The organism is Nocardioides sp. CCNWLW216 (assembly GCF_037120545.1).
In the GTDB taxonomy this organism is placed as follows: Bacteria; Actinomycetota; Actinomycetes; order Propionibacteriales; family Nocardioidaceae; genus Nocardioides; species Nocardioides lianchengensis.
The window spans coordinates 138722-165559 of sequence record NZ_JBBBBJ010000001.1 but is presented as its reverse complement, the minus strand read 5'-3'; the positions used below and the strand labels follow the sequence as shown (position 1 = coordinate 165559).

The 26838-nt window shown below is 73.4% G+C and carries 25 protein-coding genes; 9 read left to right on the top strand and 16 right to left on the bottom strand.

Going from position 1 to position 26838, the window contains the following annotated elements:
- Positions 1 to 11 precede the first annotated feature (11 nt).
- Entirely contained in the window at positions 12 to 1031 is a 1020-nt protein-coding gene (locus V7S47_RS00715; protein ID WP_336559824.1) for an LLM class flavin-dependent oxidoreductase, read from the bottom strand.
- A 65-nt stretch (positions 1032 to 1096) separates the two neighbouring features.
- Here V7S47_RS00715 and V7S47_RS00710 point away from each other — a divergent pair, with 65 nt between their 5' ends.
- From V7S47_RS00710 to V7S47_RS00695, 4 genes are all read left to right on the top strand, one after another.
- Complete coding sequence (locus tag V7S47_RS00710) at positions 1097 to 2311, top strand: DUF4032 domain-containing protein (protein WP_336559823.1); 1215 nt, start codon at positions 1097 to 1099, stop codon at positions 2309 to 2311.
- An 83-nt stretch (positions 2312 to 2394) separates the two neighbouring features.
- Positions 2395 to 2616 carry a hypothetical protein gene (locus V7S47_RS00705; RefSeq protein WP_336559822.1) on the top strand — a complete coding sequence of 74 codons (222 nt, stop codon included), beginning with the start codon at positions 2395 to 2397 and terminating at the stop codon, positions 2614 to 2616.
- A 133-nt stretch (positions 2617 to 2749) separates the two neighbouring features.
- Positions 2750 to 5215: a metallophosphoesterase family protein gene (locus tag V7S47_RS00700; RefSeq protein ID WP_336559821.1), complete on the top strand. Its 2466-nt coding sequence runs from the start codon at positions 2750 to 2752 to the stop codon at positions 5213 to 5215.
- A 61-nt stretch (positions 5216 to 5276) separates the two neighbouring features.
- Positions 5277 to 5714, top strand: coding sequence for a nuclear transport factor 2 family protein (locus V7S47_RS00695; protein WP_090860657.1), 438 nt, complete (start codon positions 5277 to 5279; stop codon positions 5712 to 5714).
- Positions 5715 to 5751: 37 nt separating this feature from the next.
- Here the strand turns inward: V7S47_RS00695 and V7S47_RS00690 are convergent, their stop codons facing one another.
- From V7S47_RS00690 to V7S47_RS00660, 7 genes are read right to left on the bottom strand one after another with little or no spacing between them, the layout of a single operon-like run.
- Positions 5752 to 6315, bottom strand: coding sequence for a hypothetical protein (locus V7S47_RS00690; RefSeq protein WP_336559820.1), 564 nt, complete (start codon positions 6313 to 6315; stop codon positions 5752 to 5754).
- Between the two features lie 2 nt (positions 6316 to 6317).
- Positions 6318 to 8018, bottom strand: coding sequence for a choice-of-anchor P family protein (locus V7S47_RS00685; protein ID WP_336559819.1), 1701 nt, complete (start codon positions 8016 to 8018; stop codon positions 6318 to 6320).
- Positions 8015 to 8725, bottom strand: a complete 711-nt coding sequence (locus V7S47_RS00680) for an ABC transporter ATP-binding protein (RefSeq protein ID WP_336559818.1) — start codon at positions 8723 to 8725, stop codon at positions 8015 to 8017. The genes V7S47_RS00685 and V7S47_RS00680 overlap by 4 nt, the downstream gene beginning before the upstream one ends.
- A complete protein-coding gene (locus tag V7S47_RS00675) occupies positions 8722 to 9537 on the bottom strand; it encodes an ABC transporter ATP-binding protein (protein ID WP_336559817.1) in 816 nt (271 codons plus the stop codon). Before V7S47_RS00675 ends, V7S47_RS00680 begins: the two co-directional genes overlap by 4 nt.
- Positions 9524 to 11509, bottom strand: coding sequence for an ABC transporter permease (locus V7S47_RS00670; protein ID WP_336559816.1), 1986 nt, complete (start codon positions 11507 to 11509; stop codon positions 9524 to 9526). The genes V7S47_RS00675 and V7S47_RS00670 overlap by 14 nt, the downstream gene beginning before the upstream one ends.
- Positions 11506 to 13239, bottom strand: coding sequence for an ABC transporter substrate-binding protein (locus tag V7S47_RS00665; RefSeq protein ID WP_336559815.1), 1734 nt, complete (start codon positions 13237 to 13239; stop codon positions 11506 to 11508). Before V7S47_RS00665 ends, V7S47_RS00670 begins: the two co-directional genes overlap by 4 nt.
- Positions 13240 to 13299: 60 nt before the next feature.
- Positions 13300 to 14787: an ABC transporter substrate-binding protein gene (locus tag V7S47_RS00660; protein WP_336559814.1), complete on the bottom strand. Its 1488-nt coding sequence runs from the start codon at positions 14785 to 14787 to the stop codon at positions 13300 to 13302.
- Positions 14788 to 14889: 102 nt separating this feature from the next.
- Between V7S47_RS00660 and V7S47_RS00655 the strand changes: the two genes are divergently transcribed.
- Positions 14890 to 16086 (top strand): GNAT family N-acetyltransferase, encoded by a 1197-nt coding sequence (locus V7S47_RS00655; RefSeq protein ID WP_336559813.1) that lies wholly within the window; start codon positions 14890 to 14892, stop codon positions 16084 to 16086.
- Positions 16087 to 16174: 88 nt separating this feature from the next.
- Here V7S47_RS00655 and rlmB read toward each other — a convergent pair whose 3' ends face one another.
- On the bottom strand, positions 16175 to 17134 hold the full coding sequence (gene rlmB / locus V7S47_RS00650; protein WP_336559812.1) for a 23S rRNA (guanosine(2251)-2'-O)-methyltransferase RlmB: 960 nt from the start codon (positions 17132 to 17134) through the stop codon (positions 16175 to 16177).
- Between the two features lie 70 nt (positions 17135 to 17204).
- Complete coding sequence (cysS, locus tag V7S47_RS00645; protein WP_336559811.1) at positions 17205 to 18581, bottom strand: cysteine--tRNA ligase; 1377 nt, start codon at positions 18579 to 18581, stop codon at positions 17205 to 17207.
- Positions 18582 to 18674: 93 nt separating this feature from the next.
- On the opposite strand from cysS, the gene V7S47_RS00640 reads away from it, so the two are divergent.
- Positions 18675 to 19925 carry a C39 family peptidase gene (locus V7S47_RS00640; protein ID WP_336559810.1) on the top strand — a complete coding sequence of 417 codons (1251 nt, stop codon included), beginning with the start codon at positions 18675 to 18677 and terminating at the stop codon, positions 19923 to 19925.
- 7 nt (positions 19926 to 19932) lie between these two features.
- Here the strand turns inward: V7S47_RS00640 and V7S47_RS00635 are convergent, their stop codons facing one another.
- Complete coding sequence (locus tag V7S47_RS00635; protein WP_336559809.1) at positions 19933 to 20679, bottom strand: SDR family NAD(P)-dependent oxidoreductase; 747 nt, start codon at positions 20677 to 20679, stop codon at positions 19933 to 19935.
- Positions 20676 to 22208: a molybdopterin-dependent oxidoreductase gene (locus V7S47_RS00630; protein ID WP_336559808.1), complete on the bottom strand. Its 1533-nt coding sequence runs from the start codon at positions 22206 to 22208 to the stop codon at positions 20676 to 20678. The genes V7S47_RS00635 and V7S47_RS00630 overlap by 4 nt, the downstream gene beginning before the upstream one ends.
- Positions 22209 to 22240: 32 nt before the next feature.
- On the opposite strand from V7S47_RS00630, the gene ispF reads away from it, so the two are divergent.
- Both ispF and V7S47_RS00620 read left to right on the top strand, forming a co-directional pair.
- Complete coding sequence (gene ispF / locus V7S47_RS00625) at positions 22241 to 22744, top strand: 2-C-methyl-D-erythritol 2,4-cyclodiphosphate synthase (protein ID WP_336559807.1); 504 nt, start codon at positions 22241 to 22243, stop codon at positions 22742 to 22744.
- Positions 22741 to 23625, top strand: coding sequence for an alpha/beta fold hydrolase (locus V7S47_RS00620; RefSeq protein ID WP_336559806.1), 885 nt, complete (start codon positions 22741 to 22743; stop codon positions 23623 to 23625). The genes ispF and V7S47_RS00620 overlap by 4 nt, the downstream gene beginning before the upstream one ends.
- Here the strand turns inward: V7S47_RS00620 and V7S47_RS00615 are convergent.
- Both V7S47_RS00615 and nirD read right to left on the bottom strand, forming a co-directional pair.
- A complete protein-coding gene (locus V7S47_RS00615; RefSeq protein ID WP_336559805.1) occupies positions 23614 to 24279 on the bottom strand; it encodes a sirohydrochlorin chelatase in 666 nt (221 codons plus the stop codon). The genes V7S47_RS00620 and V7S47_RS00615 overlap by 12 nt on opposite strands.
- A gap of 17 nt (positions 24280 to 24296) precedes the next feature.
- Positions 24297 to 24680, bottom strand: a complete 384-nt coding sequence (gene nirD / locus V7S47_RS00610; protein WP_090860674.1) for a nitrite reductase small subunit NirD — start codon at positions 24678 to 24680, stop codon at positions 24297 to 24299.
- Between the two features lie 175 nt (positions 24681 to 24855).
- Here nirD and V7S47_RS00605 point away from each other — a divergent pair, with 175 nt between their 5' ends.
- The gene (locus tag V7S47_RS00605) at positions 24856 to 25536 is read left to right on the top strand and encodes an IspD/TarI family cytidylyltransferase (RefSeq protein WP_336559804.1); all 681 of its coding nucleotides are present in this window, start codon (positions 24856 to 24858) and stop codon (positions 25534 to 25536) included.
- On the opposite strand, the gene V7S47_RS00600 is transcribed toward V7S47_RS00605, so the two are convergent.
- On the bottom strand, positions 25516 to 26076 hold the full coding sequence (locus V7S47_RS00600) for a 2-C-methyl-D-erythritol 4-phosphate cytidylyltransferase (protein WP_336559803.1): 561 nt from the start codon (positions 26074 to 26076) through the stop codon (positions 25516 to 25518). The two genes, V7S47_RS00605 and V7S47_RS00600, sit on opposite strands and share 21 nt — an antisense overlap.
- Before the next feature lie 63 nt (positions 26077 to 26139).
- Positions 26140 to 26625, bottom strand: a complete 486-nt coding sequence (locus V7S47_RS00595; protein WP_090860676.1) for a CarD family transcriptional regulator — start codon at positions 26623 to 26625, stop codon at positions 26140 to 26142.
- Positions 26626 to 26838: the final 213 nt, after the last annotated feature.

Genomic DNA, 26838 nt, shown 5'->3' with positions numbered 1-26838 from the left:
TCCACCAGCGGTCACCGCCAGCCCAGCGCCGGCGCGACGTGGGTGAGCAGCGCCTCGAGGACGTGAGCGTTGTAGTCGACGCCCAGCTGGTTGGGCACGGTCAGCAGCAGGGTGTCGGCGGCGGCGATGGCCTCGTCCTCGGCGAGCTGCTGGACGAGCTGGTCCGGCTCGGCGGCGTAGGTCTTGCCGAAGCGGGCGGTGGTGCCGTCGATGATCCCGACCTGGTCCTGGCTGCCGCCGTCGCGACCGAAGTACATCCGGTCGCGGTCGTCGACGATCGGGAAGATGCTGCGGCTGACCGACGTGCGCGGCGTCCGCTCGTGGCCGGCGGCCTCCCAGGCCTTGTGGAACATCGCGATCTGCTCGGCCTGCAGCTGGTGGAAGGGGACGCCGGTGTCCTCGGTGAGCAGCGTCGAGGACATCAGGTTCATGCCCTGCTCGGCGGTCCACTCGGCCGTCGAGCGGGAGCCGGCGCCCCACCAGATCCGGTCGCGCAGGCCCTCGGAGTGGGGCTCGACGCGCAGCAGCCCGGGCGGGTTCGGGAACATCGGGCGGGGGTTGGGCTCGGCGAAGCCCTCGCCCTTCAGCACCTCGAGCAAGACCCGGGTGTGCTCGCGCGCCATGTCGGCGTGATCGGTGCCGGGAGCCGGCTCGTAGCCGAAGTAGCGGTAGCCGTCGATGACCTGCTCCGGTGACCCCCGGCTGATGCCGAGCTGCAGTCGCCCGCCGGAGATCAGGTCGGCGGAGCCGGCGTCCTCGGCCATGTAGAGCGGGTTCTCGTAGCGCATGTCGATGATGCCGGTGCCGATCTCGATCCGGCTGGTGCGCGCCCCGATCGCGGCGAGCAGCGGGAACGGCGACGCCAGCTGCCGGGCGAAGTGGTGGACGCGGAAGTACGCCCCGTCCACACCCAGCTCCTCGGCCGCGACCGCGAGGTCGATCGACTGCAGCAGCGCGTCCGAGGCCGAGCGGGTCGCCGACGGCGGCGACGGCGTCCAGTGCCCGAAGGACAGGAACCCGATGTTCTTCATGCTCTCCGCAACACCAGTTGAAGCGTCAATCTTCCCCGCGAGCGACCGGGTCTAGGGTGGACGCCATGGCGCTGCGCATCGTCGCCAGCCGACCGGATCCCGCGATCATCACGCTCCCGTGGTCCCAGCCGCTGGAGGAGTGGGACGACCGGTACGTCGTACCCCTGCCGCGCGGGCTCTCGCGCCACGTCGTGCGGATCGTCCGGCTCCACGAGCGCACCTACGCGGTGAAGGAGACCGTCGAGGAGATCGCCTTCCGCGAGTACCGGCTGTTGCGCGACCTGCAGCGGATGGGCCTGCCGGCCGTCGTGCCGCAGGGGGTCGTGACCGGCCGGGTCGACGCCGACGGGGAGGAGCTGCCGGCGGCGCTGCTCACCCAGCACCTGCAGTTCTCGCTGCCCTACCGCAGCCTCTTCGCCCACGGCATGAGCGCCGAGGCCCTGCCGTCCCTGGTCGACGCGCTGGTCGTGCTGCTGGTGCGGCTGCACCTGGCCGACTTCTACTGGGGTGACGTCTCGCTCTCGAACGTGCTGTTCCGCCGCAACGCGGGCGGCTTCGCGGCGTACCTCGTCGACGCCGAGACCGGCGAGCTGCGCCCGACCCTGTCGCGGCAGATGCGCGAGTACGACCTGACCATCGCCACCGAGAACGTCTTCGCCGAGCTGCTCGACCTGCAGGCCAGCCACTCCCTCGACACCGAGGTGCAGGCGCACGCGATCGTGGTCCTCCTCCAGGAGCGGTACGACGCGCTCTGGGCCGAGCTGACCGACGTCGAGGAGTTCTCCGCCGACGAGATGTGGCGCATCGAGCAGCGCATCGAGCGGCTCAACGACCTCGGCTTCGACGTCGACGAGCTCGACATCGTCACCGACTTCGACGGTGACGAGGTGCGGATCCAGCCCAAGGTCGTCGAGCTCGGCCACCACCGCCGCGAGCTGCAGGCGCTCACCGGCCTCAACGTCGAGGACGGCCAGGCCCGGCGGCTGCTCAACGACATCGCCGCGTTCACCGCCCACCACGACCTGGGCCGCGAGGACCGCAGCCTGGTCGCCAACCGCTGGCTGACCCGGATCTACGAGCCGCTGGTCGAGATGATCCCGCCCGACCTGCGCGGCAAGCTGGAGCCGGCGGAGTTCTTCCACGAGGTGCTGGTGCACCGGTGGTACCTCTCCGAGCGGGCCGGTCACGAGGTCGGCATCTTCGACACCGCCCGCGACTACATCGACACCGTGCTGGTGACCAAGCCGGACGAGGTCGTCGCCGCGAGCGACGACGAGTGACCCCGGCCCGGGCGCCGGACCTCCGGTCTAGTCCGGCGACCGGGCGCCCGTAACCCCGGGGCTCGGCCACCCGTTGTTCCCCCATGGCGATCATGCCGATGCCGGGGCTGGGGCCCTCGAGGGCGCGGAGCACCCGCCGCGCCTGGCGGCGCGCCAGGTCGCGCACGGAGGCGATCAGCCTCACGCCGACCGAGGAGGCGCAGCTGACGGCGCTCTTCGCCGACCAGCTGGCCCGGGGCTGGATCCCGAAGGAGTCGGACCTCCGCGACGCCCTCGGCGCCCTGCGCGCGGCGACCGACGACTGAACCGACCGACGACTGAACCGGCCGGCGACTGAGGCGGCCGTCACCGTCGTACGGCGAGCCGGCCGCCCACCGGCCCGCCCGCGGTCGTCGTCCGTTCACCGACCGGTGTCGGTCGCTTCCTAGCGTCACCGGCATGACCTCCTCCCCGTCCTGGTCCCGCCGCGCCGTCGTCACGGTCGGCGCCGCGTCCGCGGGCGCGCTGGCCCTCGCCCCCGCGCTCCTCTCCGGCTCCGCCTCGGCCCGGACGGCGCGGGTGCTGTCGACCGCCCGCGCGGGCACCCTCGGCCTGCTGACCGACCCCTTCCTGCAGGCGCCGACCGCGGACGGCGTCTCCGTCGTCTGGATGACCGAGTACGCCGGCGCCCGCCACACGCTGCTCGTCGGCGAGGCCGTCGAGGCGCTCACCGACGCGCAGCTCGTGGCGGCGGCGACCGGCACCCCGCCGGCCGGGGTCCGGGCCTTCGCCGCGAGCTCGTTCCGGCTGTCCCGGGTGGTCGAGGACGCCGCGTCCAACGTCGCCGACAAGCCGACGACGATGACGCCCCGGGAGGTGCACCGGCACGAGGCGGTCGCGACCGGACTGGGCGCGCGGACGCCGTACCGGATCGTCAGCACCGACGGCGGCGCGTTCGCGGCCTCGGGGACCTTCGAGCTGGCGCCCGCGCCGAAGCCGGGCCAGGACCTCACGATCATGCTGACCAGCGACCACCAGGCGATGGTCAACACCCCGGCCAACCTGGCCCTGGCGAAGGCCACCCTCGGCACCATCGACGCGGTGTTCCTCGCCGGCGACCTGGTCAACGTCCCCGACCGGGCCTCGGAGTGGTTCGACGACACCCGGGGCAGCGGCTTCTTCCCCGCCCTCCAGGGCCGCGGCGGCCGGGTCTCCACCGGCGGCCGCTCGTACGCCGGCGGCGAGATCGTCCAGTCGGCCGTGCTCTACCCCTCGATCGGCAACCACGAGGTCCAGGGCCGGGTCGACGGCCTGACCGCGCTCAACCTCAACAACTGCGTGCCCGTCGAGATCGCCGAGCGCCGCTACGAGCAGGTGAAGGCGACCGTCAACCCGGGCGGCGACCCAGCGATCAAGGCGCAGTGGCTCGAGGACAACTCGTGGAGCACCACGACGTACGAGGAGATCTTCTCGCTGCCGGAGGACTCGCCGGGCGGCAAGCGCTACTACGCGACCACCGTCGGCGACGTCCGCCTGGTCAGCCTGTTCTCGACCCGGATCTGGCGCGGGACGAACGCCAACACGCTGCCCGCCGACCGCACGGTCGTGAGCCGCTACCAGGAGCCGGTCGCGGCCCTCCCCGACCCGATGGCCCAGGGGTACGGCGAGTTCGTGTTCGAGTCGCTCGCGGCCGGGAGCGAGCAGTACGAGTGGCTGAAGGAGGAGCTCGCGAGCGAGGCCTTCCAGGGCGCCGCGATCAAGGTCGTGGTCCTGCACGAGGGGCCGCAGGGCCTCGGCGACAACGTGATGCCGGTCTTCGCCGAGCCCGACCGGATCGAGACCCGAGACGCCGCCGGCGCGCTCACCTCGGTGCGCTACGAGTACCACCCGCGCGACAACATGCTGCTCCACGACCTGCAGCCGCTGCTGGAGGAGGCCGGCACCGACCTGGTGCTCAACGGCCACAGCCACCTGTGGAACCGGTTCCGCTCCGAGAGCGGCACCAACTGGCTGGAGACGTCGAACACCGGCAACACCTACGGCGCCTTCGACAGCCTCTCGAGCCGGACCCGCCCGCTGCCGCCGGCGCCGTGGAACGCGGACAACTACCTCGCGCTCGGCAACCCCGGCGGACTCGAGCCGATCCTGCCGACCGTCGCCCCGTTCCTGAACCCCGACGGCGTGCCGCTGCCCTTCGTGCAGAGCAACGACCTGTGCGTCTTCACCGCGCTCGACACCGGCACGCGCACCGTCACCAGCTGGGTGTACGACGTCCGCCAGCCCGACACCGCCCCGTGGGTCCTCGACGAGTTCACGATCGGTCGCGGTGCCACCAACCTCACCGCGCACGCCGTGATCACGGGCACCGACGGTGTCCGCATCGCCGGCACGGTGCGCTCCGAGACCGCGGCCACCGGCACCGTCGTCCTCACCGCGGAGGGCCGCGAGCTGGCCCGCGCCACGGTCACCGGCGGCGTCTTCTCGGTCACCCTGCCGGCGGGCCTGCTCGACGTCGGGACGCACGCGGTCGGGCTGGCCTTCCCCCGCACCCGCACCCACCTCGCGACCTCGATGACCCTCGCGGTCACCGTGCCCGACCCCGACGCGGTCGTCGTACCCCCGACCCCGGCCGCGCCGGCCCGGGCCGTGGTCACCGCGCGCGTGCTGAAGGTGCTGCGCTCGCGGGTCCGGGTCGCGGTCCGGGTGGACGTGCCGCGCGGGCACGCCACCGGCCGGGTGGAGATCCGCCGCGGCGACGGCACCCTGGTCCGCCGGGCGACGCTGCGGCGCGGCCGGGTCACCGTGAACGTCCCCCGCCGCAAGCTCCGCGCCGCCGGCCAGACCACGCTTCGCGTCGTCTACCCCGGTACGGCGTCGGTCGCCCGCTCGGTCGGCACCGTCACGTTCCGGCTCGGGCGGCGCTGAGGCCGTCCCGCTGATCGGGGACAGCGCAGCCGCGCCCGCGACCTCGTCCTAGATTCGCGCCGTGACCGACAGCGCGCGCGAGATCGAGGACCTGCTGCTCAGCTACGCCGAGCGCATCGACGCGGGTGACTTCGCCGGCGTGGGCGCGCTGTTCGCGCACGGGACGCTCGCCGGCCAGCGCGGCAGCGAGCGGGTGCAGGCGCTCTACGAGGCGACCACCCGGCGCTACGACGACGGCACCCCGTTGACCCACCACGCGGTGACGAACCTGCGCGTGCGGGTCGACGAGGAGGCCGGGACGGCCGTCGCGTCGTCGTACTTCACGGTGACGCAGGCGACCCCCACGCTGCCGCTGCAGGTGGTGGTGACCGGTCGCTACGCCGACACCTTCCGGCGCCGGGACGACGGGTGGTGGTTCGACGAGCGGGTCATGCACGTCGACCAGGTCGGCGACGTCTCCCAGCACCTGCTGATCGACCCTGCCCTCCTCCGAGCCTGACCCTGCCCCCGCCCTGCCTCGGCCGAGGAGAGGGGGCTCAGGGGCGGCAGACGCGGCAGGGGGTGAGGCTCGGGTTGTCGCCGGCCGGACGGAGGTCGTCGCGGTGGGCGATCAGGGCGCAGTCACGGCGGTGCAGGGTGGTGCCCTCGCCGGCGGTGACCGGGATGGCGGCGACGTCGACGCCCTGGTCGTTGATCGCGGCCGAGCGCGAGGTCACGTCGGCGAGCACGAGCAGGGTGTCGGCCAGCCGCTTGGAGGACTGGCGACCGTCGTCGGCGATCCGGGCCAGCCAGGCCCCGAAGTAGAGGAATCCGCCGACGAAGGTCAGGCCGAGGCCGAGCAGGCCGCCGGAGACCAGGTAGGACAGCTGGTCGTACTGGTACGGCGTGTTGGCGGCGCCGTACCAGCCGAGCACGATCACCACGAGCCCGAGCGGCAGCAGGATCGCGCCGGCCCAGAACAGCACGACCTGGAGCAGCTGGTAGTGGTTGTTCTTCAGCGGGGCCGCGCCGTCGGAGGACGGCCGGACGCCGGCCCGAGGGAGGGCCGCGCGGGTGCCGGGCAGGCTGGTGGGCTGCGAGGTGGGGTGCAGCGTCGTCATGGTCACGCCTTTCGGAGGTCGGGCAGGCCGCTGTCGAGGCCGTGCGAGCAGGAGGCGCCGCCGCCGAGGGCGGCCGCGCCGAGCCGGCGCAGGTAGCTGCCGGCGACGGCGGCCAGGGCGATGCCCCCGAGGAGCAGCAGGCCGGGGATGGAGAAGAGCGGGGGCAGCCCGGCGGCGGCCGGGGCCGAGGGCGGCAGGTCGCCGGCCGCGGACGCGTCGGCGTCGGTCGGGGTCGTCGGCGCCCCCGTCCCACCCGGAGGTACGGCGGACCCACCGCCCGCTCCGGCTCCCGACCCGGCACCGGCCGCGGGCTGGTCGGCACCCTCGCCGCCGGGGGCCGCCGGCGTCTCCGGCGCGGTGGCCGGGACGTCCGGCGGGACGATGCCCTGAACGGTGTCGACCTCGCTCTCGGCCGACCCGAGGGTCAGCACGACGCGCGGCGCCAGGTTGGGCAGGGCACCGAGCAGGCTCTTCAGGACGGCCGCCTCGGGCGGGAACGGCACGTTGGCCAGGATCGTCGCGAGCGGGAGCTGACGGAGCACCGGCGAGAGGACCGCGGTGTCGATCTCGACCTGCAGGGCGGCCAGCGCGGTGGACGCCCTGTCGCCCTCGACGACCTTCTCGGGCGTCGGCAGGGTGAGGGTGATGCCGAGCATCTTCAGCGCCTTGGCCGCGTCGTCGGGCAGCCCGGGGATCGTCCCCGACCGGCCCACCGCGGTGTAGCCGTCGGGACCGAAGGCGAACTCCTGACCGGCGATCGTGATGGTGCCGAACCGGGCCGCGCCCGCGGGCACGCCCAACTTCCCGTCGCTGGACGACGTCGCGGTGGCGTGGATGCCGGAGATGGTCACGATGCCGCCGAGCAGCCGGACGTCGCCCAGCGAGGCGCGCGACGTCGTGACGACCTGGCCGTCGGCCACCTCCGACTTCGAGCTCGAGACGTAGCCGCCGAGGTCGACCAGCGCGCTCAGCGCGGGCGGGATCTGGCAGGCCGCCGTCTCCTCCGCGACGGGCTCGTCGGCCGCGGCCGGCTCGGAGGCCTGTGCCGCTGGCGGCTGGTTGGTGGTGGCGCTGCTGGTGCTCAGGCCGGGCAGCGCCGCGGTCAGGGCACCCAGGCCGCCCGGGAGCTCGGACAGCGGCAGCGCCGGCAGACCCGGCAGCGCCGGGAGACCCGGCAGGCCCGGCGCGACTCCCCCGCCCGATGCCGGCGCCGAGACGTCGCAGTCGGACGAGAAGCCGGTGGAGGCGCTGACCGCGCCGTCGCCGGAGGTGGTGCGCATGACGGTGCCGGGGAACGGCTCGTCGGTCTCGCTCTCGGGCCCGGCCGGGAACTGCGAGTTGACCTGCACCGGGTAGCCCTGGGCCGCGATCGGGCCGGCCAGCTCCGGCGGCAGGCCGAGCTGCTCGACGATGGTCTTGAGCCCCTCGCCGACCGGGTCGCCCGGCCAGAGGTAGCTCGACCGGCCCTGCGAGCTGCTCGAGTCGGCCTCGACGGTGCTGTAGCCGAACGAGAGCTCCAGCTGCGGCGTGGCCGGCACCGGGATGGTCGGCTCGTAGATCTCGAGCTTCACCGGCGTCGCCTTCGCGGAGGTGCTGTAGCCGCTGAACGGCTTCTTCTCCTCGGCGGCCGCGGGACCGGCGCCCCACGGGAGAACGGCGGCCACGAGGCCTGCGGCCAGGAACGGTACGACGAACGGCTTCATGCCGCGCCTCCCAGGATGACGTCGGACATGGTCTCGAGGATCTCGGCGGGCTCGCCGGTGGCGACCACGCGGCCGCCGGACATGACGGCGGCGTAGTCGGAGACCCGCAGCGCGGTGCGGGCGAACTGCTCGATGCAGAGGATGGAGACGCCGGACGCGGCGATCTGGGCGACGGTCTCGTAGAGCTCGTCGACGATCAGCGGCGCCAGGCCCATCGACAGCTCGTCGAGCAGGAGCAGCGCCGGGTCCGAGGCCAGCGCGCGGGCCATCGCCAGCATCTGCTGCTCGCCGCCGGACATGGTGCCGGCCAGCTGGCCGCGGCGCTCGAGGAGGCGCGGGAAGTAGGCGAAGGCCGTCTCGAGGACCGACTCGGCCGGGACGCCGGCGTACGACATCAGGGTGAGGTTCTCCTGCACGGTCAGGTTGGGGAAGACCGACCGCCCCTCCGGCACCGTGCACAGCCCGAGCCGGGCCAGCTCCTCGGGCGGGGCGCCGCGCACGTTGACACCGCCCAGGTGGACGTCGCCGCTCGTCGGCGACTTCACGCCCGAGATCACCTTGGTCAGCGTGGACTTGCCGGCGCCGTTGGGCCCCAGCAGGGCCATCACGGCGCCCTTGGGGACGACCAGGTCGACGCCGCGCAGCACCTCGATGCGGCCGTACGCCGCGTGCAGGTCGACGATCTCCAGGATCGGCACGCCGCTCATCGGACCTCCTCGGGGACCACGGGCAGCACCTGGGTGACGGTGGCGGGGTCGTCGGCGGGGTCGTCGGCGCCGTCGGCGGCGTCCTCGACGTCGGAGTAGCCCAGGTAGGCCCGCTGCACGGCCGGGTCGGAGCGGATCAGCGACGGCGGGCCGGAGGCGATCACCGAGCCGAAGTCGAGCACGTGGATGTCGTCGCAGACGCCCATCACCAGGTCCATGTCGTGCTCGACCATCAGGATCGCCCGACCCTCGGCGGCGAGCTCCTGCAGGAGCTCGCCGAAGGCGTCGGTCTCGGTCTCGTCGAGGCCCGACGACGGCTCGTCGAGGAGCAGCAGCTTGGGCTGGCCGGCCAGGCAGCGGGCCAGCTCGAGCAGCCGGGCGGTGCCGGTCGGGATCGAGTCGGCGCGCTCGCCGGCGTACGACGCGATGCCGACCCGCTCCAGCAGGGCGTCGACGTCGGCGGACGACGGGCGGATCCAGCCGAGCGGCCCGCGGTGGATGTCGAAGGCGACCCGGACGTTCTCGCGCACCGACAGCGACCCGAACGCCTCGAGGCGCTGGAAGGTGCGGCCCATGCCGCGCTTGGAGCGACGGTGCACCGGCAGCCGGGTGACGCCGCGGCCGTCGAAGCGCACCTTCCCGCGGGTCGGGCGCTGCAGACCGCTGATCACGTTGAAGCAGGTGGTCTTGCCGGCGCCGTTCGGCCCGATCAGGCCGGTGATCCGGCCCGCGTGCGCGGCGAAGCTCGCGTGGTTGACCGCGGTCACCCCGCCGAACTGGACGACGACGTCGTCGACCTCAAGGAGCGACATGGGCGGGCACCTTCCTGCTGTCGGGCCTGGAGTCGGGGCGCTGGTCGGCCAGGCCGGGTACGACGGCCTCCGCGGGCGCGTCGACCTCCCCGCGCTCCGGGAGCCGCGGCAGCCGCTCCCAGACCTGCGGGAGCGCCTTCGTCTCGGCGAGCCGACCGACCCGGAACAGCTGGTTGGCCAGCCCGTTCGGGTCGCGGCCCGCGGCGACCGCGCCGAAGCCGATGACGGCGAAGATCAGCCCGGCGATGCCCGGGTGGTCGCTCTGCATGACCGGGAGCAGCATCAGGCCGACGCCGCCGAGCGTCGCGCCGGTCACCGAGGTGACGCCGAAGACGACCGCCAGCAGGAGCAGCGGCAGGCTGTTGAAGAACTGGAAGTCGGCCGCGCCGATGGTCTGCCGCAGCCCGGCGTACAGGGCCCCGGCGAGGCCGGCCATACCGGCGGAGAGCCCGAAGAGGGCGACCCGGAACCAGCGCAGGTCGAGGCCGAGGGTGCCGCACGCGGCCGGGCTGTCGCGCATCGCGATGAGCAGCCGGCCGACCGGGCCGCGGCGCAGCAGGAGCAGCGCCAGCGCGGTCAGCACGAAGAAGACCGCCATCAGCATGACGTAGCCGCCGGTGCTGGTGATCGAGGTGCCGAGCACCGACATCCGCTCGGCCGGCAGGGTGCCGTTGAAGCCGAACGCGAACTCGGCCTGGAAGACCATCTTGTCCATCAGGTAGGCGAAGGCCATCGTCGACAGCGCGAGGTAGAGCCCCGTCAGCCGCAGCACCGGCAGCGCCACCAGCGCCCCGACGCCGGCCGCGATCAGGGCCGAGAGGGCCAGTCCGTAGAGGTTGGGCTCGTCGAGCTTGGCGTAGGCCAGCGCTCCCACCCCGGCGAAGGTGAGCTGGGCCAGCGAGACGTGGCCGCCGTACCCGGTGAGCAGGACCAGCGAGAGCATCACCATCGCGTACGTCGCGGCGGTGCCCACCAGCAGCAGGTCGGAGTCGGCGAACGAGCCGGCGAGCAGCGCCACCACGAGCAGCAGCGCGGCGCCCCAGCCGACCGACTTCGTCATCGACGGCAGCGGCGCGGAGACGATGCCCTTGACCTGGCCGATCCGCAGCTGGGCCTGCGGCATCAGCACGATGACCAGGAACAGGAACAGCGCCGGGATGACGTTGCGGACGCTGTTGAGCAGCCCGTCGGTCGGCAGGTACCCCGAGGCGTACGACGTCGCCAGCCCGAGCGCCATCGCGCCGGCGAAGGTCATCGGCAGGCTCTTCAGCCGACCCAGCATCGCGGCGGCGTACGCGTTGATGACCAGCAGCGTGAGCGCGTAGTAGTCGAGGCCGACCTGGGAGACGAGCAGCACGCCGGCCAGCGCGGCCAACGCGACCCCGATAGCCCAGGAGAGCGCGGCCGCGGTGTCGGGCTTGCCGCCGAAGAGCCGCAGCAGCTCGGGGTTGTCGACCGAGGCCCGCATGGCCGTGCCGATGCGGGTGCGGTTGAGCAGCAGGTAGAGGCCGAGCGCGGTCGCGGCCGAGAGCACGATGGTGAGCAGCTGGTGGCCGGTGATGATCACCCCGCCGACCTCGAAGGACGTGGTCGGGAAGAACGGGAGGACCGAGCGGGCCTCCGGCGGCCAGATCTGGGTGGCGAAGCCGATGCAGCCGACCAGCAGCCCGACCGTGACCACGAGCGCGACGCTGACCGGCCCCTCACCGAGACCTCGGGTCACGAAGCGCTGCAGCAGCCAGCCGGTCGCCGGGGCGACGACCAGCAGCACCAGCACCAGGGCCAGCCAGGTCGGCAGTCCCTGCCGGACGCTGAAGTCCCAGAAGACGAAGGACATCACCATGCCGAGCGCGCCGTGGGCGATGTTGAAGACCCGCGTCGTGGTGTAGGTCAGCACCAGCCCGCTGGCCGCGATGGCGTACGCCGCGCCGCTGAACAGGCCGAACACGGTGAAGGCCAGGAACGTGGTCACATCAGCCTCCTGGGGCGTGTGGTCGTGGTCCGGGTGGATGCCGGCGTCGTACCAGTGGTGCGATGGCCAGGCGCCGACGCGTCGTCATACCGGGCGTATTCCGGCGTGTCGGCAACGCCGCCAGCGCTCCGCTGGGGCGGCGTCGGCGCCGCCCGGGCTGCGGGCACACGCCCCAGGCCGGTGTCGGTGAGCGGTCCGCAGAGGTACTTGCCGGGGGAGACCTTCTTCCAGCTCCCGCCCTGCTGCCGGATGATCGAGACGCAGTTGGTGGTGGTCTCCGCGCCGACCTGCTGGGGCGCGTGGATGCCGTTGCCGGTCCAGTCCTTGACCTTGGCCAGCGACTGCACCAGCGTCTGCCGGTTCAGCCGCCCGCCGAGCGCGATGGCCTGCTGGACGAACAGCCGGGCGGCCGACCAGGCGTAGACGCCGTAGGTGTTGGGCTCCGCGTCCGGGTCGACCTGCGCCAGCCAGGCCCGGTAGAGCTCCATCTCCTTGTTGCTGAAGTCGTCGAACAGCCCGGTCTGCGAGTAGACGTAGACGCCGTCGGCGTACTCCCCCGCCTCGTCGACGTAGCGCTGGTCGTGGATGGTGGCGTCCTGGAGGAAGATCTCCGGCTCGAACCCCTGCTGGGCCATCGCCTGCTGCAGGCGCACGGTGAACTGGTAGGGGCCGGTGTAGTTGACCAGCTTCACGCCCTTGTCCTTCAGCTGCTGGACGTAGGGGGCGTAGTTGAACTCCGAGGTGTCGATGCCCTGGAAGACGGTGACGTTCCAGCCGTTCTTCTGCCACGCGGCCCGGAAGTTCTCCGCGTTGTCGGGGGCCGCCCCGGCGTTGACGTAGAGCATGCCGACGCTCTTCACGGCGTCGGGCGCGGTCTTCTTGAAGTACTGCGGCATCGCCGAGGGCACCTGGTTGGGCTTGACGGCGTACGCCGCGAAGCAGGTGCGGCAGGCCGTGCGCTCGGCGGAGACGGAGTAGGAGCGGACGTCGGGCAAACCGCACTTCTCGGCCGCCGCCGCGCCGCCGTAGTCGAAGGCCGACTGGGACCCGACCGCGGCGAACGACTTCTCGCAGGCGGTCGTGTAGGCCTGGTTGTCGGCGCCGGCGTCCGCGCGGCTGTCGAGCGCGGCCACCTTCAGCTTGCGCCCGCAGATGTCGCCGGTGCTGTTGAAGTAGGCGACGTAGGCGCGGGTCGCCTGCTGGGCGGACTCGAAGATGCCGGGCACCGGACCGGAGATGTCCGAGGCGTTCGCGATCGTGATCGTGTCGGCGGTGATGCCGGTCTGGTTCTTGAAGCCCGCACAGCCGCCGGCCTTGGTGCCGCCGTCGGCCGCGTTCTCGCCGGATCCGCTCGTGCCGCCGCCACCGCCCGGTGCGGCGGACTGGCCGCCACCACCGGGCCCAGCACCGCCGGCCGGCTCGGACCCGGGCCCGGCGGGCGCCGAGGCCGCCGGATCGGCACCCGGGACCGGGGCCTCGGCACCCTCCGGGACCGTGCCGTCCGCGGCTGTCCCTCCGGACCCCGTGACGCCGGTGTCGGCGCCGGTGCGGGCCACCGTGTCGGGATCGAGCCGGGAGCCGCAGGCCGCGAGGGCGAGCGAGAGGGTCAGCGCGAGCAGGGTGGCGCCGACGGCGGCCCGGCGGGCCCTCGTCGTACGCCCATGTGACCGTCCGAGACCGGTCGTCATGGCGTCCTCCAGAAAGTAGAACACGTACCAGTAACGAGTCACGGCGCCAAAGGTGACGGGGACCACACAAGGATTTCGGACGAGAAACGTCCGATCAGTTGCTCAGCCCCCGGAGGTGATGCCGGAGCACTGGTACTTCGTGCCGCCGACCGGCTTCCAGGCACTGCCCTTGAGCTGGATGAAGCGCCAGCATTCGCCGGTCTGCTTGGCGCCGACCTGCTGCGGGGAGTGCAGGTCGTTGGCGGTCCAGTTCTTCACGCCCTTGACCTGGGCGATCAGCCCGGCCCGGTTCAGCTTGCCGCCGAGGGCGATCGACCGCTCGACGAAGAGCCGGGCCGCCGACCACGAGAACAGGCCGAAGAACGACGGCGTCGCGCCGGGCTTCACCTGGTCCAGCCAGCCGAGGTAGAGCGCGAGCTCCTTGTTCTTCGCGGCCTCCTCGAACGGCGTGAAGTTCGTGAAGACCACAGTGCCGTCGACGGCGTCGCCACCCTCGGAGACGTACGCCGGGTTGTAGTCGGTCGGGTCGCGCAGGTAGAGCTTCGGCTGGTAGCCCTGCTGCTGCATGGCCTGCCGGAGCCGGACCGACTGCTGGTAGGCGCCGGTCCAGAAGACGACCTCGACCTTCTTGTCCTTCAGCTGCTGGACGTACGGCGCGTAGTTGAACTCGGTGATGTCGATGCCCTGGACGACGTCGAACTTCATCCCGCGCTTGCCCATCGCCTTGGCCTGGACCACGGCGTTCTGGGCCGCCGCGCCGGCGTTGATGTAGAGGAAGCCGGCGTGCTGGCCGGCCGAGCCGTAGTTCTTCAGCACGAAGTCGGCCACGGCGTTCTGGTGCTGGCCGGTGTTCGTCGACTGGGCGCCGAAGCAGGTGCCGCAGGCACTCCGCTCGCGGGTCACCGCGGCCGAGCGGAGGTCCGGCAGGCCGCACTTCTCCGCGGTGGCGGCGCCGCCGGAGTCGAAGGCCGACATCGAGCCGACCATCGCGAAGGTCTCCTCGCAGGCCTTGGCGTAGGCCTGCTGGTCGGCGCCGGCGTCGGCGCGGGTGTCGTAGGTCTTGAGCGCGAGCTTGCGACCGCAGACGTCGCCGGTGCTGTTGAAGTAGGCGACGTAGGCGCGCACCGCGTCCTGGCTGGCCTCGAAGATGCCGGGCACCGGCCCGGAGACGTCGGAGGCGTTGCCGATGGTGATGGTCTTGTCGGTGATCCCGGGGCCGTTCTTGAAGCCGTCGCAGGTCGCCCCCTTGACCCCGCCGCTGGCGCTGTTGGCGCCCTTGCCGCCGTCGGTGCTGCCGGTCTTGCCACCGCCGGCCGCGCCCGCGCCACCGGACCCGCCGGCGGCCGCACCGCCGCCCCCGGACGCGCCGGCACCGCCGGCCGCGGCCTCGCCGCCGCCCGCGGTCGCCGCCCCGGGCACCTCGCCCGCCGGGACCTCGCCGGCGGCGGGCACGCCACCGTCAGCCGTCGTACCGGCTCCCCCGGCGCCGCCGTTGACCTGGGACACGGTCTGGGGATCGAGCTGCGAGCCGCACGCCGCGAGGAGCAGGGCGAGCAGGCTGACGAGCAGGGCCGAACAGCGTCGGGACACGACGATCTCCCTCGAAGTAGAACAGGTACCAGTTCCTCAACGAGATCCCACCGCAAAGGTGACGGCAGCCACACCTGGGCGACGGGCCGTAGGTTGCTGCCCATGGCTGAGCGCGTGACCCGTCCGGTGACCGTCGAGGACTTCGAGCGGTCCGTGACCCTGGGCCTGGAGGCCTTCGGGACCCCGCCGGCGGGGACGCCGGTCCCGACGGCCGCGGAGTTCCCCCACCCCGGCCGGCACAGCTTCGGGACCTTCGAGGACGACCGGCTGCTGGCCCGGCTGATCGGCCGGGAGTACCACTCGTGGTTCCGCGGCGTCGAGGTGCCGACCTGTGGGATCGCCGGGGTGACCGTGGCGGCCGAGCACCGCGGCGAGGGCCTCCTCGGCGACCTGGTCGGAGCGGTGCTGGCCGACGCGCGCACCCGCGGCGAGGTGGTCTCGACGCTCTACCCGACCGCGCCCGGCATCTACCGGCCGTTCGGCTACGAGGTCGTCGGCTCCTACGACACCGTCGAGGTCCCGACCGCCGGCCTGGCCCGGGTGCGCCCGCCCGTCGGCGTCACGGCCCGGCGCGCGACGCTGGACGACCTGCCCGCCGTCCGGGAGGTGTACGACGCCTGGGCCGCGCAGCAGAACGGTCCGCTGACCCGCCGCGGCCCGTCGTTCCCCACGACCGACGAAGAGCTGCTCGCCGGCTTCACCGGCATCACCGTGGCCGTCGACGCGGACGGGGCGGTCGTGGGCTACGCGTCCTGGGACCGCGGTCAGGGGTACGGCGCCGCCGCGCGACTGGAGGTCCTCGACCTGATCGGCCTGACCCCGGACGCGTGCCGCGCCCTGTGGCGGGTGCTCGGCAGCTTCGCCACCGTCGTCCCGGCCGCCCGGGTCCGCACCTCGGGCGCCGACCTGGCCCGGCTGGTGCTGCCGTTCCTCGCGTGGAGCGTGGTCGAGACGCACCCCTACATGCTCCGCGTCGACGACGTCCGCGGGGCGTTCGAGGCGCTGCCGCTGGCGGGCGCGGCCGTCGTACCGCTGCGGGTGGTGGGTGACCGGCTGGGCGTCCTGGACGGCGACTACCTGCTGGAGGTCGGCCCGGACGGCGTCCGCTGCACGCCGTCCGCCGCCGACCCGGCCGCGACCGTGCTGACCCCGCACGGCCTGGCCCTGCTCTGGTCGGGCGCCCAGTCCTGCGGCAACCTCCGCCTGGCCGGCCACCTCACCGACGGCTCACCCGCGGACGACGCCGCGCTGGACGCCCTGCTGGGCGGCCGCCAGCTGCACGTGCGGGACTACTTCTAGCGAGGTCCGTCGGGGTAGTCCGCCACACGAGGGTTGCGTACTGGCGAGTAACCAACCCCTGTGTGACGGACTACCCCGACGGCCCCATCTACCTCCGGGCGCGCGCCTCGGAGATCGCGTACAGGGTGACGCTGGCGGCGACGCCGGCGTTGAGGGACTCCAGATGGTTGGCCATCGGGATGGACACCAGCTGGTCGCAGGTCTCGGCCACCAAGCGCGAGAGGCCGCCGCCCTCGGCGCCGACCACGACCACGAGCGGGCCGTCACCGAGCCCCTCGGGCGCGACGAGCTCGGGCAGCGTGACGTCGCCGTCGGCGGCCAGGCCGACGACCATCAGCCCGGCGTCCTGGAAGGCCTTCAGCTGCCGGACCAGGTTGACGGTCTGGGCGACCGGGATCCGGGCGGCGGCGCCGGCGCTGGTCTTCCAGGCCGAGGCGGTCATGCTCGCGGCCCGGCGCTCCGGGATGACGACGCCGTGGGCGCCGAAGCCGGCCGCGCTCCGGACGATGGCCCCCAGGTTGCGAGGGTCGGTCACCTGGTCGAGGGCCACGATCAGCGGCGCCTCGGCGTTGGCCGCAGCGGCGTCGACGAGGTCGTCGGGGTGGGCGTACTCGTACGGCGGGATCTTGGCCGCGAGCCCCTGGTGGACCGCGCCGTTGGTCAGCCGGTCGAGCTCGTTCTTGCTGACCTCGAGCAGGCTGATCCCGGCGTCGGCGGCCAGCGCGAACGCCTCGCGCAGCCGGCCGTCGCGCTCGGCGCCGGCGGCGACGTACACGCCGGTGACCGGCACCCCCTCGCGGAGCGCCTCGACCACGGAGTTGCGGCCGGCGATCCACTCGATGTCGCTGCTGGAGCGCTTCCGCGGACGGGTCGCCGCGGCCTTCTCGGCACGCTTCACCGCCTTGTGGGCCTGGTGGTAGGGCCGGTCCTTGGCCTTCGGCGTCGGGCCCTTGCCCTCCAGGCCGCGCTTCACGCGGCCGCCCGACCCGGCGGTCGGCTTCTTGGCGGTCTTGCGGATGGCGCCCTTGCGGCTGGAGTTCCCTGGCACGTCAGTGCTCCTTGGATCGGTGGTCGAGTGGCTCGCGAGGGACGAGCGGGCGTAGCGAGACCCCTGGCATCTAGATCAGGGTCCACTTCGGTCCGGTGGGGGTGTCCTCGACCTCGATGCCGGCCGCCTTGATCCGGTCGCGGATCGCGTCGGCGGCGGCGAAGTCCTTGGCGGCGCGCGCGTCGGCGCGGGCCTCGAGGAGGCCGGCGACGAGGGCGTCGACGGCACTGGTCAGCTTGGCGTCGTCGCTCGACGCGGCGCCCCAGGCGGGGTCGGCCGGGTGCAGGCCGAGCACGTCGAGCATGGCGAGCACCTGCCCGGCGTACGGCGTGGGGTCCTCGGCCTTGTTGCCCTCGCGCACGGTGTCGTGCAGGACGGCGACGGCCGCGGGCGTGCCCAGGTCGTCGTCCATCGCGGTCACGAACGCCGCCGGCAGCTCGCCGGACTCGACGTCGCCGGCCCGCTCGAGGAAGCCCTCGATGCGCCGGAATCCGACGGCGGCCTCCTCCAGCGCCTCGAAGCTGAACTCGACATGGCTGCGGTAGTGGGCGGCGACGAGGTAGAACCGCAGCTCGATCCCCCGCACCCGCTTCAGGACCTCGGGGATGAGCAGCGAGTTGCCGAGCGACTTGCTCATCTTCTCGCCGGCGGTGGTGATCCAGGCGTTGTGGAACCAGTACGACGCGAACGCGTGCCCGGCCGCCCGCGACTGGGCCTGCTCGTTCTCGTGGTGGGGGAAGCGCAGGTCGACGCCGCCGCCGTGGATGTCGAAGGCGGTGCCGAGGTACTTGCCGGCCATGGCGGAGCATTCGATGTGCCACCCGGGCCGCCCCGGGCCCCACGGGCTCGGCCAGGACGCGGTCTCCGGCTCGGACTCCTTGCGGCCCTTCCAGAGGGCGAAGTCGCGCGGGTCGCGCTTGCCGCGCGGGTCGGCGTCCTCGGCCGCCTCCATGTCGTCGAGGCGCTGGCGCGTGAGCTCGCCGTACGACGACCAGCTCCGGACGTCGAAGTAGACGTCGCCGGAGCCGTCCTCGGCGGCGTAGGCGTGCCCGCGCGAGATCAGCCGCTCGATGAGCGCCAGCATCTCCGGGACGTGGCCGGTCGCGAGCGGCTCGTAGGTCGGCGGGTCGACGTTGAGCGAGGCGTACGCCGCGTCGAGCTCGCGCTTCATGGCCGCGGCGAGGTTATACCAGGGCCGGCCCTGGGCGGCGGCCTTGGTGATGATCTTGTCGTCGATGTCGGTCACGTTGCGGATGAACGTGACCTCGTGGCCGGTGTGCCGCAGCCAGCGCTGCAGGACGTCGAAGTTGACCGCCGACCGGACGTGCCCGACGTGCGGCTCGGACTGCACCGTCAGGCCGCAGAGGTAGAGGCCGACCTTCCCCTCCTCGAGGGGGACGAAGTCACGGACGTCGCGCGTGGCGGTGTCGTAGAGCCGGAGGGTCACCCCCCGAGTCTAGAGATCGCGGGCCCGCGCGGCGGCATCCGCGGATCCTGTGACTGCTGGGACGGATGGGACTCACCGGCGTATCGTGGCCGGGTGCGTCTTCCCCTCGCCGTCGTGCTGACCTCCGCCGCCCTGCTCGCCGCCCCGCTGACCGCCGTACCGACGGCCTCGGCGGCGCCCGCCCGGGCCGCCGCCCGCACCGTCCTCCACACCGGCTGGGACACCACCGCCGAGCTGCGCAAGGGCACGGTCAAGGGCGCGAAGGTGCGCGCCGGCCGGGTGGTGCTGACCAAGCCGACCGCCACCCGCCGCTACGCCGGCAAGACGTACAACGCCGCCAGCTGGACCTCGCCGTGGGTGAGGCCGCGCTTCGGGCTGACCCAGCTGATCCCCTCGTGGTCGGCCACCACCCCCGGCGACTCGTGGATCGAGGTCAAGGTGCGCGGGAAGGCCGCCGACGGCGCCCGGTCGAGCTGGGACGTGCTCGGGCGCTGGACCTCCGGCGACCGCTACCTCAAGCGCACCAGCGTCTCCGGCCAGGACGACGACCTGGCCGACGTCAACGTCGACACCTGGGTGGCCTCGAAGGCGGCCGGCCTGACCTCCTGGCAGGTGCAGGTCGTCCTGCTGCGCAAGACGGGGACCACCAAGGCACCCTCTCTCGACGCGGTCGGGGCGGTCGCCTCGCGGCTGCCCGGCACCGCCCCGGCGACGTCCAAGCCGGGCGTCGCGCGCGGCATCGTGCTCGACGTCCCCCGCTACTCGCAGATGATCCACGACGGCCACTCCCCCCAGTGGGGCGGCGGCGGCGAGGCCTGGTGCTCGCCGACCTCGACCTCGATGGTGCTCGGCTACTACAGGTCGCTGCCGCGGGCCAAGGCCTACTCCTGGGTGCCCCAGCGGCACACCGACCCGTTCGTCGACCACGCCGCGCGCTCGACGTACGACCGCGACTACCGCGGCACCGGCAACTGGCCGTTCAACACCGCGTACGCCGCTCCGCTGGCCGGCCACGCCTTCGTCACCCGGCTCACCTCGCTGCGCCAGGCCGAGCGGCTGATCAAGGCCGGCATCCCGGTCGTCGCGTCGATCTCGTTCCCCCGCGGCGGCCTGTCCGGCGCGCCGATCTCGTCGACCAACGGGCACCTGCTGGTGATCGTCGGCTTCACGGCCACCGGCGACGTGGTGGTCAACGACCCGGCCGCCTCGACCCGGGCCGGCGTGCGTCGTACCTATGAGCGCGGCCAGTTCGAGAGGGCCTGGCTGCCGACCTCCGGCGGCCTGGTCTACGTCATCCACGACGACGAGCACCCGCTGCCGGCGGGTGGCGCGGGGGCCTGGTAGCGGCCGCTCATACGCCGTAGCCGCCGTCGACGTCCAGCTTCTGCCCGGACACGAACCCGGCCCGGTCGGAGGCGAGGAAGCAGACGGCCTCGGCGACGTCGGCCGCGGTGCCGAAGCGGCGCAGCGGGATGTTGCGGCGGGTGATCGCGAGGGCCTCGTCCGACAGCTCGCCGTCCGCGATCAGCCGGGCGGCCATGCCGTCGGTGAGCATGCCGGGGCCGACCGCGTTGACACGGACGCCGTACCGGCCCTCCTCGGCGGCGAGGGCGCGGACCATCGCCTCGACGGCGGCCTTGGGGGCCGAGGACAGTCCGTCCCGGACGGGGAAGCGCGCGGTGGCGGCGGTGGTGACCGCGACGACCGAGCCTTGCGAGGTCCGCAGGTGCGGGAGGGCGGGCTGGACGGCGGCGAAGAACCCCGCCGCGTCGGCGGCCAGCTGGGCGGCCATCGCGGCCGGTGGTACGGCGGACAGGTGGGTCATCGGGACGTGCGGCCCGGCCGCGTAGACCAGCGTGTGCAGCCCGCCGAGGTCGGCGACGACGGCCTCGACCACGGCGGCCGCGTCGGCGGCGACGCTCGGCGCCCCCAGGTCCAGCCCGTACGACGGCCCCGGCGTCTCGGTCGGTCGGTTCGAGCGGTAGGTCAGCGCGACGGTCGAGCCCCGGTCCGCGAGCATCCGGACGATCGCCAGCCCCAGCCCGCCGCTGCCCCCGACGACCAGGGCGCCCCCGGCCCGACCCGCGAAGTCGCTCACTCGTCGCTCACCGAGATCTGGATCTCGTGCCAGCCGGTGGCGCCGTCCGGGACGGGCTGCGCGACCACGCCGGTCTGCACGGTCCCGTCGCGATCGGTCGCCCGGACCCGCAGCACGTGGTCGCCGGGCTCGAGGTCGACGTGGGCGACCCACTGGACCCAGGTGTCGACGCCGGGGGTCGGGGCCAGCTCGGCCTCCTGCCACGCCTCGCCGTCGACCGCGACCTCGACCGTCCGGATGCCGGTGTGCTGGGCCCAGGCGACGCCGGCGACCGCGACGTCGCCCGCGGGGACGTCGTCGCCCGAGGACGGCACGTCGATCCGTGACGAGAGCTTGATCGGCCCCAGCTCGGACCAGCCCTTCTCGGTCCAGAAGGCCTCGAAGTCGTCGAAGCGGGTGACCTCGAGGTCGACGACCCACTTGGTGGCCGACACGTAGCCGTAGAGCCCCGGGACCACGGTCCGGACCGGGAAGCCGTGGTCGATCGGCAGCGGCCGGCCGTTCATCGCGACGGCCAGCAGCGCGTTGCGGTCGTCGGTCAGCGCCTCCAGCGGCGTCCCGCACGTCCAGCCGTCGTGGGAGGTCTGCTTGACCGCGTCCGCCCCCGCCCGTACGCCGGCCTCGGCGAGCAGGTCCGCGACCCGGACGCCGCTCCACCAGGCGTTGCCGATCAGCTCGCCCCCGACCTCGTTGGACACGCAGGCCAGGGTCACCCAGCCCTCGGTGAACTCGCGCGAGACGAGGTCCTCGTAGGTCAGGACGAGCTCGCGGTCGACCATCCCGTGGATGCGCAGCGACCAGTCGTGCGGCTCGATCGCCGGCACGCTGATGCCGGCGTGGATCAGGTAGAAGTCGTCGCTGTGGGTCTGCCAGGGAGTCACTCCCTTGACGCCGATCCGGGCGCCGTCGGGCACCGCGGGCGAGGTGACGCCGTTCAGCTTCAGCAGCTGGCGGGTCTGCTCGACCTGGCGGCGGCCGCGGCCGACCACCCGTCCCAGCAGGCCGACGGCCATCGCGCCGCCGGCGACCAGGCCCGCCCGGATCAGGAAGGTACGACGGTGGTGGCCGCCGCTGGGCGCGACCTCCTCGGGGTGCCCCGCGAAGGTCCGCAGCGGGTCGGTCACCAGCGACAGGCAGACCAGCCAGGTGACCAGCCCGACCGCGACCGGCACGAAGTCGACCAGCTGCTGGTTGCGGAGCGCGGCGACCGCGCCCGCCCCGGCTGCCGCCAGCGCGCCGAAGACGATGGTCGGCGCCCACCAGCTGCGCCGGGCCAGTCGCCCGGCCCAGGCGAAGACCAGCGCGAGCACGACGATGACGCCCAGCACCAGCAGCGGCTTGTCAGCGCGGCCGAGCCGTTGGATGGCCGCCTCCGCGATGAAGCCTGGGGTGAACCGGATGACCAGGTCGGCCACGGCCACCAGCGGGGAGGACTTGACGTGCAGCGCGTTGGCCGCGGCATAGCTCGTGGCGAGGCCGGCCAGACCGGCCGCCAGGCCGGCCAACGACCACGAGCGCGAGGTGTCCACGCGCTGATTGTCGCGCACGGCATGATCGGCACGTGGCCACCGTCCCTCCCGCCGTCAGTCCCGTCCCGTTCCGCACCGGCATCGGCACCGACGTGCACCGCCTGGTCCCGGGTGTCCCGATGCACCTGGCCGGGCTCTCCTGGCCCGACGAGCCCGCCGGGCTGGAGGGCCACTCCGACGCCGACGTCGCCGCCCACGCGGCCTGCGACGCGCTCCTGTCGGCCTCCGGCCTGGGCGACCTCGGCTCGAACTTCGGTACGGCGGATCCGCAGTGGGCCGGCGCCTCCGGGGCGACCCTGCTGGCCGAGACCGCCCGCCGGGTCCGCGAGGCGGGCTACGAGATCGGCAACGTCGCCGTGCAGGTCCTCGGCAACCGCCCGAAGGTCGGCCCGCGCCGCGCCGAGGCGGAGGCGGCCCTCTCCACGGCGATCGGCGCGCCGGTGAGCGTCTCGGCCACCACCACCGACGGCCTCGGGCTGACCGGGCGCGGGGACGGGGTCGCCGCGGTCGCGACCGCCCTGGTGGTCCGGCGGTGAGGACCTTCGACGGCCTGCGACTCCACGTCGCGCCCTACGGGCCGGTGGACGCGCCGGTGACCGTCGTCCTGGCCCACTGCTGGACCTCGGACGCCGAGGACTGGCACTACCAGGTGCGCGACCTGCTGGCCCGGTTCGGGACCGGCGTCCGGATCCTGACGTGGGACCTGCGCGGGCACGGGCGCTCGGACGCCGCCCCCGAGAGCGCCTGCACGATCGAGAACCTGGCCCGCGACCTCGGCGACCTGGTCGACGTCCATGCCCCGCGCGGCCGCCTCGTGATCGCCGGGCACTCGATCGGCGGGATGACCATGACCGCCCTGCCCCGGGTGCGGCCCGACCTGCTGGAGCGGATCGCCGGACTGCTGTTCGTCGCGACGTCCTCCGGCCGGCTCGACACGGTCACCCTGGGCCTGCCCGAAGTCGGCCCGGCCGTCCGCAACCGGCTGCCCTTCGTGCTCGCGACCCGCGCGCGGCTGCTCAACCGGCGTACCCGGCGCCGCTCCCCCAGCATCGAGCGCGCCGTGGTCAACCGGTTCCTCTTCGGCGAGCCGCTCCGGCTCCGCGACGCCGGCCTGGTCGTCGACCAGCTGATCTGCTGCCCGCCGGCGACCATGTCGGGCTTCTACCGCGACTTCATGCGCCACGAGCGCACCGCCGACCTGGCCGCCTACGACGGCGTCCCCACCCGGGTGCTCGTCGGCGACCGCGACCTGCTCACGCCGCCCGAGCACGCCCGCCGGATCGCTGGCGCCATCCGCGGCGCCCGGCTCCTGGTCGCGCCCGGCGCTGGCCACATGCTGCCGCTGGAGCGCGACGAGCTGGTCTCGGGGCAGCTGGTGGAGCTGGTCGAGGACGCGCTGGTCCCCTCAGGCGGCTGAGGCCTGGGCGGAGATCCGGAACCGCCGCGCGACCAGGTCGGCGACGAACCGGTGCGCGCCGATCACGTCGGCCACCACCGCGGCGCCGGCGGCCAGCGACTGCTCCCGGACCCGGGTCGCGTCCGCCCCCGGCGTGAGCAGGTACGGCGAGACCACCACGCCCCGCCGGACGACGTCCTCCGGGCGGCGGCCGCGGCCCTCGAGCGTCGCGAGCTCGACCGGGCCGGTCCAGCTGTCGGCCAGCAGCAGCGCCGCCCGCTCGAGGTGCCGGTCCACCGACGGGTCGCTCGACCCGAGGGCCACCATCACCACGGGCTGGCCCGGCCGGGCGCCCGCCGCGATCAGCCGCGAGGCCTGCGCGGCGGCGACCAGCGGGTGCGGCCCGAGGGCCGGCGTGACCGAGACGTGGTGGACCGACGAGGCCGCGACCAGCGGCAGGTCGTGCAGCAGGTGGTGGGCGGTCGAGAGCAGCAGCGGCACCACCACGCTCGACTCGCGGGCCGCGTCCACGACCGCCTGGAGCGACGGTGCACGGTCCTCGACGTACGAGACGATGCCGGGCACGCCCAGCGTGGACGCCGCCCGGTCGGTGATCTCCTGGGCGACCTCCGTGGCCCGGCCGGCTCCACGTGCGACGGTGACGAGACAGCTCATGGCGGGGTCTCCCAGACTCAGGCGGCGGTGTCCTGCTTGCGGTGACCGACGAGGACGACGCCCTCGACGACCTTGACGTCGTACGCCGGGACCGACACGTGGCCGTCGTCCAGGCACTTCCCGGTGCGCAGGTCGAACGCGTGCTTGTGGGCCGGCGACGCCACGAACGGGACCTCGCCCCGACGACCCACGATCCCGCGGGCGATGAACGACCCCTTGGCGAACGGGTCGTGGTTGCCGAGCGCGTAGACCGTGTCGTCCGGCGTGCGGAAGATGGCGATCGCCTGCCCGTGCACGAGAGCGGTGGCGCCGCGCTCCACCTCGAGCTCCGCGACCCGGCAGACCGGCTGCCACTCCTCCGTGCTGGCCGGACGCGGTGTCGTCCGCGTCGTCCGGGTCATCGACGATCCTGCGACGACCGGTTGAGCGACTTCACGTGGGACCCCGTCATCCCGCGCCTCCTCTCGGCACCTGTGACGCTAGGTGTCGCGTGTTCGGGGCCTGTTTCGGGATGTAACAGCCAGGAAAACGTTCCCTCTCCGCGGCGCCGGTCCCCGCGGTCGGTAGCGTGCCCGGGTGACCTCTCCCGCCACCGCCGTCGTCGTGCTCGCCGCGGGCTCCGGGTCCCGGGTCGGCGCGGACCGCAACAAGGTGCTGCTGCCGCTCGGCGACCGGCCGGTGCTGGCCTGGTCGCTGACCGACGCGCTGGCGCTGCCCGCCGTACGACGCGTGGTGCTGGTGGTCCGGCCGGGCGAGGGCGACGCCGTGGGGGCCGCCGTGGCGCCGTACCTCGGAGATCGGGAGGTGCACGTGGTCGACGGCGGCCCGACCCGGCACGCGTCGGAGTGGCAGGCGGTCCGGGTCCTCGCGCCCGCCATCGACGCCGGCGAGCTCGACCTGGTCGCGATCCACGACGGGGCCCGCCCGCTCGCCGGCGCCCCCTTGTGGGGGTCGGTCCTCGCCGCGGCGGCCGAGCACGGGGGCGCGATCCCGGTCGCGCCCCTGGCCGGGCTGGTCACCACCGGGCTGCGGGCGGTCCCGGGCGAGCTGGCAGGGGTGCAGACCCCCCAGGCCTTCGCCGCCCGGGAGCTCCTGGCCGCCTACCGAGCTGCCGACGCGGACGGGTTCGAGGCCACCGACACCGCCGGCTGCCTGGCGCGCTACACCGACGTGCGGATCGCCGCAGTGCCCAGCGGACCGGGCAACCTGAAGATCACCTTCGCCGAGGACCTGGGACTAGCGACCGCTCTGGTCTAGGGCCTCCAGGAGCCGTACGTCGTCCCGCGAGCCGACCCGGCGCCCCGCGGGCGGCGCCTCGACGGTGCGGACGGCGAAGCGCTCCGCGAGCGCTGCGACCAGGGTGGCGAAGTCGTTGCTCGGCAGGTCCTCGAGCGCCGTGACGACACTGGCGGGCAGCACGACCGGCGAGGCCACGGCCAGCAGGTCCGCGCGGTCGACGGTCGCGCCGACGTACCCGCCCTCGACGTGCTTGACCGTGTCGGTGACCGGCCGGACGCCGACGACCACCGCGTCGTGCTCGACCGCCTCCTCCAGGCAGGCCCGGAGGAAGGCCGGCGGGGTCAGCGGGCAGAGCGCGTCGTGCAGCACCACCGGCTCGCCGGCATCGACCAGCCCGGCCCAGGCGGTGCCGAGGTCGAACGGGGTCACCCCCGACTCCCCGAGGGCCCACGAGGCGCAGGCGACCAGCGCCTCGCCGTGCAGCAGCGCGAAGGGCAGCGACCCGCGGTCCTGCTCCACCACCGCGCCCAGGGCGGCCACCGGCTCGTCGTACTCCACGGGCACGACCCTACAAATGCATCGAGGCCCCCGGACGCTGGGTCCGGGGGCCTCGATCGCTGATCAGGAGGCGAGCACCTCGTCGAGGAGGGCCTCGGCCTTGTCCTCGTTGGTGCGCTCGGCGAGCGCCAGCTCGGAGACCAGGATCTGGCGGGCCTTGGCGAGCATCCGCTTCTCACCCGCCGACAGACCGCGGTCACGCTCGCGGCGCCACAGGTCGCGCACGACCTCGGCGACCTTCATGACGTCGCCGCTGTGCAGCTTCTCCAGGTTGGCCTTGTAGCGGCGCGACCAGTTCGTGGGCTCCTCGACGTGTGCGGCACGCAGCACGTCGAACACGCGGTCGAGACCCTCCTTGTCGACGACGTCACGCACGCCGACCAGGTCGAGGTTCATGGCCGGGACGCGCACGACCAGGTCCTGCTGGGCGACGATCCGCAGGACGAGGTACTGCCGGTCCTCTCCCTTGATGGTCCGCATCTCGATGTCCTCGATGACAGCGGCCCCGTGATTCGGGTAAACAACCGTTTCGCCGACGGTGAAAGTCATATGTCAGGTTCCCCTTCCTAGAGAGCCAGTCTAACACGTGTCAGACCGACTCAGAACGACGTTTCCGCAGGTCAGCGCCACAATGGGGTATTGACAGATGCCGCGAGGCCGTGCTGGAGCCGGGTCGCTGAGGACCCTCCCGACGCGGAAAACCGCTGGTGAACGGGGGTGTTCGGGCCGTTCGGGACGGCCCCGTGGTCGATACTGCACCGC